This is a genomic window from Peptoniphilus sp. BV3C26, from assembly GCF_000478985.1.
Classification (GTDB): domain Bacteria; phylum Bacillota; class Clostridia; order Tissierellales; family Peptoniphilaceae; genus Peptoniphilus_B; species Peptoniphilus_B koenoeneniae.
Window position 1 is genome coordinate 1 of sequence record NZ_AWXB01000008.1, and the last position, 12456, is coordinate 12456.

Annotated in this window: 11 protein-coding genes and 2 pseudogenes; 2 read left to right on the plus strand and 11 right to left on the minus strand. The window is 29.8% G+C overall.

What is annotated here, in order from left to right; translation table 11 throughout:
- The 9 genes and pseudogenes from HMPREF1253_RS01185 to HMPREF1253_RS01220 form a co-directional block, all read right to left on the minus strand.
- Positions 1 to 320, minus strand: a pseudogene (locus tag HMPREF1253_RS01185) (23S rRNA (uracil(1939)-C(5))-methyltransferase RlmD); the annotation flags it as partial.
- A complete protein-coding gene (locus HMPREF1253_RS01190; RefSeq protein WP_023054935.1) occupies positions 307 to 2061 on the minus strand; it encodes a recombinase family protein in 1755 nt (584 codons plus the stop codon). The gene HMPREF1253_RS01190 and the pseudogene HMPREF1253_RS01185, both read right to left, overlap by 14 nt.
- Positions 2062 to 2116: 55 nt before the next feature.
- The gene (locus HMPREF1253_RS10215) at positions 2117 to 2254 is read right to left on the minus strand and encodes a hypothetical protein (RefSeq protein ID WP_023054952.1); all 138 of its coding nucleotides are present in this window, start codon (positions 2252 to 2254) and stop codon (positions 2117 to 2119) included.
- Positions 2255 to 2641: 387 nt separating this feature from the next.
- Entirely contained in the window at positions 2642 to 4033 is a 1392-nt protein-coding gene (locus HMPREF1253_RS01195; protein ID WP_023054950.1) for an ABC transporter ATP-binding protein, read from the minus strand.
- Positions 4030 to 4758, minus strand: coding sequence for an energy-coupling factor transporter transmembrane component T (locus tag HMPREF1253_RS01200; RefSeq protein WP_023054957.1), 729 nt, complete (start codon positions 4756 to 4758; stop codon positions 4030 to 4032). Before HMPREF1253_RS01200 ends, HMPREF1253_RS01195 begins: the two co-directional genes overlap by 4 nt.
- Positions 4758 to 5348, minus strand: a complete 591-nt coding sequence (locus HMPREF1253_RS01205; RefSeq protein ID WP_023054948.1) for an MptD family putative ECF transporter S component — start codon at positions 5346 to 5348, stop codon at positions 4758 to 4760. Before HMPREF1253_RS01205 ends, HMPREF1253_RS01200 begins: the two co-directional genes overlap by 1 nt.
- Positions 5349 to 5373: 25 nt before the next feature.
- Positions 5374 to 7098: an ABC transporter ATP-binding protein gene (locus HMPREF1253_RS01210; RefSeq protein ID WP_023054941.1), complete on the minus strand. Its 1725-nt coding sequence runs from the start codon at positions 7096 to 7098 to the stop codon at positions 5374 to 5376.
- Positions 7095 to 8864 (minus strand): ABC transporter ATP-binding protein, encoded by a 1770-nt coding sequence (locus HMPREF1253_RS01215; protein WP_023054939.1) that lies wholly within the window; start codon positions 8862 to 8864, stop codon positions 7095 to 7097. The genes HMPREF1253_RS01210 and HMPREF1253_RS01215 overlap by 4 nt, the downstream gene beginning before the upstream one ends.
- A gap of 107 nt (positions 8865 to 8971) precedes the next feature.
- On the minus strand, positions 8972 to 9586 hold the full coding sequence (locus tag HMPREF1253_RS01220) for a TetR/AcrR family transcriptional regulator (RefSeq protein ID WP_023054933.1): 615 nt from the start codon (positions 9584 to 9586) through the stop codon (positions 8972 to 8974).
- Between the two features lie 284 nt (positions 9587 to 9870).
- Between HMPREF1253_RS01220 and mobC the strand changes: the two genes are divergently transcribed.
- Together mobC and HMPREF1253_RS01230 are read left to right on the plus strand one after the other, a co-directional pair.
- Positions 9871 to 10227 carry a plasmid mobilization relaxosome protein MobC gene (mobC, locus tag HMPREF1253_RS01225; protein WP_023054942.1) on the plus strand — a complete coding sequence of 119 codons (357 nt, stop codon included), beginning with the start codon at positions 9871 to 9873 and terminating at the stop codon, positions 10225 to 10227.
- A gap of 1 nt (position 10228) precedes the next feature.
- A pseudogene (locus HMPREF1253_RS01230) lies at positions 10229 to 10477 on the plus strand (relaxase/mobilization nuclease domain-containing protein); the annotation flags it as partial.
- Positions 10478 to 10610: 133 nt separating this feature from the next.
- Here the strand turns inward: HMPREF1253_RS01230 and HMPREF1253_RS01235 are convergent.
- Complete coding sequence (locus HMPREF1253_RS01235; RefSeq protein WP_023054945.1) at positions 10611 to 11741, minus strand: toll/interleukin-1 receptor domain-containing protein; 1131 nt, start codon at positions 11739 to 11741, stop codon at positions 10611 to 10613.
- A gap of 223 nt (positions 11742 to 11964) precedes the next feature.
- Positions 11965 to 12456 carry a TIR domain-containing protein gene (locus HMPREF1253_RS01240; RefSeq protein WP_023054936.1) on the minus strand — a complete coding sequence of 164 codons (492 nt, stop codon included), beginning with the start codon at positions 12454 to 12456 and terminating at the stop codon, positions 11965 to 11967.

The following is a 12456-nucleotide window of genomic DNA, read 5'->3' on the forward strand; positions in this document are numbered from 1 at the left end:
TATTCAATCATTTTGAAGTGTCTCAAGGCATCCATGATGGCTTCTTCTTTTTCAGGTGTACACTGTGGAATAATTTGTTTCTCCTTTTTAGACTTGTTGTAATGTTCTCGTAATTCTATTCCACATTTCCTTTTTATCTGTGCAATATATAATGTTGGAACTTTTAATTGAAATTTATTCCAAACATATTCTTTGATTTGAGCATATGTTGCCTTACTTTCAGCACTTGTCAAATCAAGCTCATCCAGCTCAATTTCAATATTTATATGCTTATCGACATCGAGTTTGGACAAAAGTGCTACCGTCTCAACGTGCGTTGTCTTTTGATTGGGAACATAATTTTTTATCCTCGTCATTCTTGTAGGAGCACAATTTATTAATGTCATTGTCTTTGGCATTTTTTCTTTTATCTTTAAAGTTATTAGAATCTTGACTATCTTTAACTCCTGTTTTGAAATAGAATGTTAAGTCATAAGGATGAACTGTTCCGTCTTTGTCAATTCTTCCCACCACGACTTTATCAACTATGCTTTCAAATACTGTTCTGTTAAATTCCTCTATAATTTCTCTATTCTCTAACACCTTTTTAAATTGCTTTAATCTTTCTTTAATAGAGTTTTCATCTTTTATCGTTAGTTCCAGTGTTTTCTTTTCATCGAGTAATTCTTCTTTTTGTTTTGTCAGTTTTTTATACTTTTTAGCATAAACTTCTTCGTCTATACTATCTTCCAAATGAAGATCAACTAACTTTCTTTCTTGACTAATGATTCTGTTTAATTGGTTTTCTAACTTTTTCAAATCTTTGACTAAAGTATTATCATTTATTTCTTCTTCTACAATTTTTAAAAAGTCATCTATTACTGTTGAATCTGCATGACATAATTGCCTATAGCTTTCAACGAAAGCTTTTTCTATCGCTGCTTCTTGTATTCCCTTTGAATGAGGACAATATTTTTTACCTTTTTTTGTTGATTTTACACATTGCCAGTTAATTTTTTTGTAAATTGAACTTGTGTGCCAAGTTCTTCTTGACAGTATTTCACCACAAAATCCACATTCCAGCATACTTGAAAAAGCATATTGCCTTGACAGTTTTTCTCTTTTTCTATCCTTGTTAGCAATAGTGTTTCTGTTTTGTGCTCTTCTGAGTCTAATCTCCTGTGCCTTTTCAAAATCTTCTTTTGATATAATTGGCTCGTGATGATTTTCAATGTGATATTTATCAGATTCTCCAAAATTTGCTAGTCTTCTTTTTGTTATGGGATCAACTGTAAAGGTCTTTCCCATTAGTATATCGCCAATATACTTTTCATTCTTAATTATTCCTAACACTGTAGTGTCAGACCATTTTGTTTTACCTCTAGGAGTGAGATAACCTTGTTCTTCTAGTTCTCTACCAATGACTGAGCCACCGTTGCCCTCTAGATATCTTTTAAAGATGTATCTAACAATTTTAGCTTCCTCTTCATTTATAGATATAGTTTTTGTTGTAGGGTCATAGTCGTAGCCAAGACAACCTTGAAAACCAATAAGTTCCCCTTTTTCCATTTTCATTTTCAGTCCTTTTTTTACATGGGCTGAGGTATTTTCTACTTCTTGTTGAGCTACTGAACTTAATATTGTTAGTAATAGCTCTCCATCCATTGTCAAAGTATCTATATTTTCTTCTTCAAATACTACACCAACATTGTTTTCCTTTAATAGTCTTACATACTTTAAGGTATCTAATGTATTTCTAGCAAATCTTGATATAGATTTAGTAATTATCATGTCTATATCTCCATTTTGGCAATCACTTATTAGCCTCATGAAATCTGCTCTTTTAGTAGCAGTTGTTCCTGTTGTTGCTTCATCTGCATATATATCAGCCAGAGTCCAGTTCTTATTATTTTTTATTAGATTTGTGTAATAATCAACTTGCGATTTATATGATTCAAGTTGGTCTTTACTATCTGTACTTACTCGACAATATGCTGCAACACGTTTTAAATCTAAATGTAGTGCATTTCTATTTCTAGCTCCTGTATTTGAAGCTTTTATTAATTTTACTTTAGTATTCATTTTACCTCCTTCCCATTTTGTATCTTTCTACAGTGTTATTATATCACAAGATTAACTACTTTCTATCTCTCTTCTTATAATCATTTTCTATTCTATTTTTTATTTTTGTATATTCCTTATCATTAATTAATTTAAGATCATAAAGTCTACATAACATAGCAACTCTCATGCTATAAACTTTTATTGCTTGCATTTCAACCTCCTATATAAGTTGATTTTTTTGCCTTGGTAGTTGGATTAAATTTGAAATATGCTAATCTCACATAATCAATTTTAAGAATATTCACACTTCAAAGTATTTTGATTCTTATAGAAAGATGACAAATACCCCTCACTTTATAAAGTGAAATTTGCCCTCTTTGGTAACCAGAATTTTTATTTTTCTATAGTATTTTTGAGTTTTAATGATTAATTGAATATAAAAAATGAGGACTTATGCTACTAGGCATAAATCCTCAAAAATAAAAAAATATTATAAAGTTTATATTATGGAGTATTCAAAAAAATACTATTCATAACTTCTCGTTTTTCTTGCGTGTTTATCATATGTCCCTCTTCTAATTTACTAATATATGAATTTTCATAAATAAGTAAAATCAATCACTTTATCACAAACTGACTCTAAAAACTCAACATCATGGGATATTATTAAAATCAACTTATCTTCTTCTTTTACTTTCTTTATGTTTTTAGCTACTATTTTCATATTTCTATAGTCCAATCCACTGGTTGGTTCATCGAAAAATAGAATTTTCTTGTCTGATAGTAAAGCTGATAAGATAATTACTCTCTGTTTCTGTCCTCCTGACAAGGTGTGAGGATTCCTATCACTGATATTTTTTAACTCCATATCTTTTAACCAAGTATCTAAAGCATTATCATCTTTAATATTTGATGTTAATACTATTTCATCTTTGACAGTGTCCGTGAATAACTGACAGTTCACTTCCTGCATAATAAGCAGGCTCTCATTTAGCCTACTTTTTATATTTAAATTCTCATCATCTTTTAAAATTTTACCTTTATTTTCTTTGTATAAGCCACATATAATTTTTGCTAATGTAGACTTCCCAATTCCATTTTCTCCAACAATCCCAATAATATTCCCATAGCAAAAATTAAAATCCTCAATGGACAAAATTATTTTGGTATTTCTTTTGAATATTATATCTTTTAGCTCTAATAAAGTCCCTTTATTTGAAGTTTCAAAATCATCAAATCTTTCAATAGCTTTATAATCAGAATGCCTAAGTCCTGTTCTCATTCGTTCATCTTCACTTAGATTTTCAATTTCGTCCATACTATATTCTCTGATGATTTTTCCATCCTCTAAGTATATTGCTTTATCAACAATGTCTTTTAAATACCACAACCTGTGTTCTGCAATAATAATAGTTTTTCCTAAAGATTTAAGCTTTTTTATTGTAAGCGATAGTTCTTTCATTGACTTTATGTCTAAGCTTGAAGATGGTTCATCAAGAATAAATATCTCAGGGTTTAATGCGTAAATGCTTGCTATAGCAATCTTCTGCTTTTCTCCTCCAGAAAGATTGAATATATTTTTATTCATCAAGTTTTCAAGATGAAGCTCTTTTTCAACTTCTTCAATCCTTTTGTTAATTACTTCTCTTTCTATTCCGTAATTTTCTAAACCAAAAGCAATTTCATCGGTTGTATTGGTTGTATAAAACTGTGTTTTAGGATTTTGAAAAACCGAGCCTACATTATTAGATAATTTATAAATTGGTGTGGTAAATGTATTCATACCATTGACCATAACACTGCCAGAAATGTCCCCATCATAAAACTCAGGTATTATGCCGTTCATAAGCTTTAATAGAGTCGACTTTCCGCAACCGCTCCTACCACACAGAAGAATGCATTCCCCTTTTTTGATTTTCAAATTTATATCTTTTAATGAGTAATCAGATCCTCCCTTATACTTAAAACTTAATTCTCTAATTTCAATCATAAGTCCCACCCTGATACTTTCATAAATATTACTATTGATAAAATTAAAATCATAATAATTAGAACACCAATATCATTTTTTCTAAACTTAATTAGGTGTCTACTTATTTTGTTAACAGGAGCATCGAGTCCCCTTATAATGGCTGATTGAGAGAGCTCATCCCCAATTTCTATCACACTTACGAACAATGGCACAAAAAAATATTCCATAATTAATGTTGGTCTGCTTGTTAAATTGATTAAGTTAAAATTAATTCCTCGAGTTTTCATCGCCATATTTATATGACTCCATTCGTCTTTAATAGTAGGCAAACATCTAAATATAACAGAAATCATTATGAGCGAGTCTTTTGAAAGTTTTAATTTTTGTAAAGTTGCCACTGCACTGGAAACAGATGTTGAATTTAAAATCCATTTACCCACGATAATACATGGCAGAAATTTTCTGCCAATTGCCAAGATAAATAAAATTAAATTCAAAAGAAAATTCATATTAAAATAGGCTAAAGATTTTTCCAATACTACACTTATTACAAAAAATAAAATATACCTTATAGCGGATTTTTTATAACCATCGCTAATAATGATGACAAGGAATAATAATGAAATAAGGCTTTGATAGATCCAATCAAACCCTAAAAAAATTAAAATATTCGCACCTATAAGCAAGATAAGTTTTGTTCTGAGGTCATATTTTGACCCCAGAACAAACTTTGAATTTTCCATTATAAAACTCCTGCGGATTCCAACTTTTTATTTAGTATTTTCTTTGTAAAATAAGAACCAATCAAAGAGAATATAAATGTTCCAATAATCATTACTGGTAACATCCATATTGGTGTCCATGCTCTTACTGTGTTACAAAAGCTTTGATCTAATTTACCTTTTATTAAACTTTCAAAAAATGCTTCTCTCATAAGCCAAATTGGTAAGAATCCTCCAAATAAGTTTAGAGAAAAAAACATATGACTAATTGTATTTTTCTTAAAGTCTATATAATTTCCACCTTTTGCTATGAACATGGCAATTATTCCGGCAGGCGCTGCCACTAATGGTGCAATTGGAATATGTCCAGTTGCAACTAATAAAATACTTGGTAAGATAGCTGCGATTACAATAGCAGTAGCTGACTTTGTCTTTGCAAGAAGCATATGATAGGTTGGTGCAGCAAGTAGTGCTACAAGCATAGGCATTAGTAAAAATAAAACAGGGACAGGCATTGATATTACCCCAATTACTAAATATGTTACAAAGTAAAGTGCAATTAAAACACCGGCTGTAACTGCGTTTTTTGATGATTTCTTTTGTGTTTTCATACGTTTTCTCCTTTAAAATAGATTGTTACTGTACAATCTTCCATTCTTTAGACTTTTCTTGATAATTCCATAAGTCTTTATATAGTCCTTCATTTTTAATAAGTTCTTCATGCTTCCCAACTTCCTCTACCTTTCCTTTGTTTAAAACAACAATTTTATCAGCTCCCATTACGCTTCTTAATTTATGGGCTACAACCACAACTGTTTTATTTTTAATTAAATTTGATATGGCTTCCTGTATAATAAGTTCATTTTCAGGATCAAGCGAAGATGTTGCTTCATCAAGTAGTATTATTGGGGCATTTTTTAATATTGCTCTCGCTATTGATATTCTTTGTTTCTCACCTCCAGACAGAGTCGCTCCTCCTTGTCCAATCATAGTGTCAAATCCATCATCCTTTTTGACTATAAAGTCATAAGCTCCTGCCATTTTTGCAGCATTCATGATTTCATCTTTAGTTGCATTTTCATTTCCAAATTTTATATTGTTATAAATTGTGTCTTTAAAAAGATACACATCTTGAAAAACAACAGAAAATTTATCCATTAATTTATCAGGGTCGGCTGTTAGCAAATCTACTCCACCAATTTTAATTGTCCCTTCATTAGGATCATAAAATCTGGAAATTAATTTAATTAGTGTAGATTTTCCAGAGCCAGAGTAACCAACAAAAGCAGTTAATTCATTTTCATTAATGTCTAATGAAACATTATCGATAACCTTAGATTCCTTGTAAGAAAATGAAACATCGTGGATTTCAATTTTGTTGCTTTCGTTTACATCGGAATTTCCTGACATAGGTTTAGCCTTAAGTAAGTTAATGATTCTCTCTCCTGAAACTGATGCCATTTGTAGACCTGTATAATTTACAAGTGCAAGCTCCAAAGGATCAAAAATCCTTGTACCTACAAATAAGAACATTAAAAATGTATCAATTTCCAAAGATCCATTTATAAATAAATAGGAACCGACTAAACTCATCAAAGGAAGTCCTATTCTTAAAATCATACTTGCTATAGTAGTTAATGAACCAACCCCTTTCTCACTCTTAATATTTGCATTTCTTGAGTTATCTATATCTTCTTCAAGCTTTGTTAATGTATCATCTAAGCTGTTATAAGCTTTTAGAGTCTTAATGGCATCCAAATATTCGTTTATATCTTCTTCCTCTTTTATCCTCATTTTCTTTGTTTTCAAATAAATTTTTTTCTGAAAGTTTTGCATGAGTGTAAGAAGTAGAACAGAAATCGGCAATCCAATAAGTGTTGCTATTCCCATTTTTACATTAATTATCAAAAATAATATTGAGCAAAGAACCGCTACACATATGCCACTGAAAAATTGAGGTAATTGATGCGTTACTGCCGTTTCAACTTTGAAAAAATCATTCATTAATGTATCTAAGATCTCTGCTGAGCTTTTCCCTGAAATATAACCTATTGGCAGCTTTCTTATGTGGTCTGCAAGCTTTATTCTTCCATCTGCACTTGTCTTGTATCCAAGTTCATAGGTATATTTTGTGGCTAAATTTTCCAATAAAAATGTTATTAGGAAAAATACTGCCATTATCCCAAAATACTTCCATAAAAGGCTCGTATCTATACTATCTGCACCTCTATTTAAAAATAGTGTTTCTACAATTTTCGCCAAAGCAATAAATGGTATAAGGTTGGAAATAGATGCCAAAACATTTAAAATAATTGATTTTCTTATATTATTCATCTTTCCTAATGTAATATTTCTTATCATTCATTCTCACTCCCTTCTATATCCATTTGCCAAATATTTGTCTTCTTATAAATATCAAAGAGTCGCTTATATATTCCATCTGCAAGGATTAAATCTTCATGCTTACCTCTTTCTGCAATTTTTCCATCAGATATTACTAAAATTTGATTTGCATTCTCTATGGTATTTAACCTATGAGCAATCATGATAACTGTCTTATCTTTAACCAATTCAGACAAAGCTTCCTGCATAAGATATTCATTTTCAGAATCAGCAAAACTTGTTGCCTCGTCTAATACTAATATTGGTGCGTCCTTTAAAATCGCTCTTGCTACAGCAATACGTTGTTTCTCTCCTCCAGATAAATAAGTCCCTTTACCCAAAACAGTGTCATACCCATCAGGAAGTTTTACAATAAAATCATGACATCTTGCTTTTTTACATGCTTTTATGACATCCTCTTTTGTAGAACCTGTCTTTGCCATAGCAACATTATTGAAGACTGTATCTGTGATAAGATCACTGTCTTGAAAAACGAATGCTATCCTCTCCATTAAGGCGTTCATCGGAATATTTTTTATATTAACTCCACCAATTTTAATAGAGCCTTCTGAAGGATCGTAAAATCTGGGTATTAGCGTTCCAATGGTAGATTTGCCTGCTCCCGAATAGCCAACTAATGCTGTAACTTCTCCTTGTTTAGTACAGAAGCTTATATTCTTTAAAACCTCTTCATCTCCATAAGAAAAGCTTACATTCTCGAATTCAAGATCATGACCTTTTATCTCTTCCTCGATATTTTCAATTGCCAATTCTTTTTGATCTATAATTTCGTAGATTCTCAAAACAACTTCATTTAGTAAATTCATTCCTTCTGCAAAATCTCTAAGTTTTAATGCAGGTACGCTAATGGCAGGTGCAAGAATCAAATAGAAAATAAAAACTGTAGCAAAATCCAAGTTATTATTTTGTGACATTAAAAGTATTCCTACTGGAACTATGAATGTAGCAACAGATAAAATAAACATTCTAAATGAAACAAATCCCGGTCTTATCATTGATGTCATCGAACTTGTAAAGTCTCTATATTCTCCTACTGACTTTGAAAAAGTTTTAAATGATTTTGCTCCTGTTCCAAATATTTTCACTTCCGGCATACCTTTAACGTATTCAGTAGTTGCTGAATTAATTTGATCCAAAATCGCAAAGTTCTTCTCAAGTCCACCCGACTTTATAATCTTTGCCATGATTGCAATCTGAATTCCTAAACCAACAAATATAATTAACAAAGTCGTAAGACCTAATATTAAATTTATCTTCAACATAACAATTATCATTGCTAAAATTAGTGCTAAAGTTGAAATTAAATTTGGTAATTGATGAGAAAAGTATCCCTCAATTTGATTCATATCCGATCCTAATACTTGCCTTATTTTTGACTTGTTATCCCCAGTGAAAAATCCTAAAGGAAGGTTCCCAATATGAAATAATATCTTCTTTTTTAAGTTAGCTATTAAAACATATGAAAACTTATGGCATAAAATACCGCCAATGTAAGTTAAGCAATATGACAATACCACTGCTGCAAGTCCATAGGTGCAGAACTGTATTGTACTTTGTTCTAATTTTCCATATAAAAATAGAGATTTTATGACTTTGTATATCACCAAAATTGGACAAATACTTAATAGCATTCCAAGACTAACAAATAATATTCCCCCTACAAGTTGTCCTTTTTTTATTTCACTGTAGGAAATAATATCTTTGATTGATTTCTTCTTTTTCATCTAAAACATACCTCCTTACCGAACGAGTTCGTTCATTTGCCTTAAAACTAATACAAGGAAAACACCATTGATGTTTCCCTTGTAAAATACTTATATTTTATTTTTCTCTAATGAGGTCTTTGAAATAGTTCGCTTATTATTCCAAAGGCTTCACTTGAATTTGTTTTGTTTTCTCCCTTAATAATATAGTCATTATATATTGTTCCAACAGCTCCGTATAAAATAAAAGCTGCAAAACTTCTCACATTTTCCCTGTTTATTCCCATATTATTTTCTATTTTTTTATTTTCAATTCCTTCAATTATAAACTCTGAATAGACATCTATAAATTTTCCAATGTAATGAATTAATTCCCATAGCCTGTAAGAGTTATCTGTAATTGAATTCTCTTTCGAAAAATTATATCTTGTTGTAAATTGACCGATATCTTTTACTATGAGATCTCTTAGAATTTTTATTCTTTCTTCGTAATCTATTTCCTTGTTTTGAAGGATACCTAACTTATTTTTTAATTTTTCTTCAAAATATGTTTCCATACAAGCCAAGAAAATATCTTCTTTTGATTTGAAATAATAATAAAACATTCCCGGCGCTCCGTTAACTTCTGCGAGAATATCTCGCACAGAAACTTTTTCATACCCATACTTTTCAAAAAGTCTGGATGCTATATTTATAAGCTCCTGTTTTCTTTCTTCTGGATCTTTTACATTTCTCTTTACCAAAACCTCACCACCTATTGACCGACACTCGTTCTTTAATAAAGATTATCATTTTCTTATACTTTTGTCAATAGTACCCTGAATTTATATTCTGAGTATGGTATAATTTTATTTACTATAAATAACACGCTTAGCGCTTATAACTTTAATAGCAAGCACAGTAAGTGAGTACCCACTTACGAAAAATTGATGAAGCAGAACCTTTATGGACTGCTTCTTTTTTTATCAATTTTACCTTGTTAGGGAGAACCCTAAGACCCCAATATTTTATGATAAGGAGATAAACTATGGATAATAGAAAAAGAAATAATCAACTAAAAATATATTTAACAGATGAAGAAAAAGAAGTTTTTGTAAAAAAAATGAAACTTGCTAATTGCAAAACTATGTCCCACTTTCTTAGGAAATGTGTATTAGAAAAAGAGATTTATGTAGTAGATTTAGAACCATTTAGAAACCTACAATGGCTACTTTCAAATGCTACGAATAATATAAACCAGATTGCAAAAGCTACTAATACAACTGGCATTATTTACAAGAATGAAATCGAATCAATGAATAAACAGATAGAAAAATTATCAAGAGAAATATGGCAGATCCATTCCCTACTTCTTAATAAATCAAAAGAAAGTTCTGGTGACTAATATGGCAATTACAAAAATACATCCTATAAAATCAACTCTAAATTTGGCAATAGATTATATAACTAAGAGTGAAAAAACTGATGAAAAAATCTTGGTATCTTCATTTAAATGTCATCCATCTACTGCTCATATTCAATTTATGAAAACACGAGAAGACAATGATACTAAAGGTACAGTTTTGGCTAGACATTTGATCCAATCTTTTCTACCAGGAGAGGTTAATCCTATAAAAGTCCCGGAAATTAGAATGAATTATGTAAGGGTGCTTTTTACAAAATCTAATACATGTGAGCTTTATCTAATATGAAAGATCTATAGAATCTACATATATAAGGAGATGGAAAGATAGCCATCTCCCTTACATTAACGCAATTTATATTAGTTCAATAATTTTCTATAATAATTTCATCAACACTTTTTATTTCAGTGTAACCTTTATAGAAAATAGGAATATCTTCATTTTTTAAATTTGGTGAATTATAAACATAAATTTTTTTATCCAAAGCGTCTGCATACCCAAGTTCCCATGGACACCATTGTGATTTAAAAGTTAATTCTGTTAAAAAAATTATAAAAATCTTACTCTGATGTATTCTTAGTTTAATAATTTCTGATGTTGAAGCATTACACCATTCTCGTTTCAAATCGTATTTATCATTAACCCAGTCTATATAAGCCACATATCCTTTTGTATTTAGGGTTTTATAAAATTCAACTATTTGATTCATGTCATTAGAGTTATGAGATATAAAAACATCAAATCTTTTTACCTTCTCTAAATCATCTACGTACAGTCTCTGTTTTAAAACTTCAGGACCTGAATTGTTTTTTACAATTTCGTTATCAATATAATTTTTCTTTCCTTTTTTCTTACGTCTTAACATAAATGGTAATCCAATAGATTGAATGTAGTTTTGGGCTTCTTCTTTTAAAGAAAAATTTCTTGTACATGAATTAACCTTATAAAAAAACTCCGTAATATTTGATGATTTATATTTTGAAAGTTCTCTCATTATCTCTAATTTTTGATGCAAGTCATAGGTTTTAAAATATTTATCTATAAAAAACGATGTATATTGTGGTTCTATTTCTTGAATAAATCTTAATGTGCCGTCAACTTTTTGTTTTCTTTTATCAAATTTGGATTTTGATATCTGCTTTATTTCATTCTTTAAATTTTCCATATCATCTTTTCCCAAAATAATTCTATTCTTATCTTTTCTAAGTTTTTTCACACTATGAAAAGAACAATCTAAAATAAAATTATAAGGTTTTATAAAATTATATCTGCTTTTTTTCCCATACTTAAGTAGAACCATATTTTTGTTATGCCAAAAATTATACTGTTTATTCAAATCATCCCACAAATGTGGATATAACTCTTTAAATGTATTAACAATATCATCGTCTGAAAAAGTATATGGCATTAACTTCAAAACTTGTTGAATTGACTTTTTAAATTTCTTTTTGTAATCAATATATATTTTATTGAATTGTCTTGCTGTTTTTCCCATAACCAATTACTCTTTTATCCAACTTGAAAGTGGTATTATAGATTTTTTGTTTTTATATTTTATCATAACATAATGTCCTGACTTTACTTTTTTCCTGAATAATATTACTCTCACTCATCGAACTAAGTTATATATGAATATATTCTAGATGCTCATTTCCTTTTCAGTTACACTTATTCTTTTTCATAACCCATCACGTTGATGTTTTTATCAACTTACACAGTTATTTTCCTTTTTTTAGTGCTGCTTTTTCAATCCAACTTCCCAAATTATAATATCCATTGTCTTCCAAATAGTCATACAAATCATCACAAATATAGTCAAAATACGCAGGTGTACCATCATTATAATATCCAATAATAGTATGTGGATTACCCTTTACTGTTGTCCTTTGAGTTATCATATCTCTAAGATTATGTATATGAATCCCAATTATTGCATTTCCTCTTTCGATGCTTTTTCTTATTTCATATTGGACAAATGGACGGTTTAATGTTTCTTTACCAATTAGGACTATAGTAATTGAAGTTCCTTCTAGTTGCTTATCTATCCATTTGCAAACAGCATTTTCACCATTCCTTTTAATTTTTTCAAATTCCGCCTTATCGATAAAACCTGCAGCTTCTTTGCCTTGAGTAACCCAACTATTTCTTACTATCATCGATCTATTGATATCCTCATCATAATGAAAACTAAAAAATACTCTTCTTGCCAT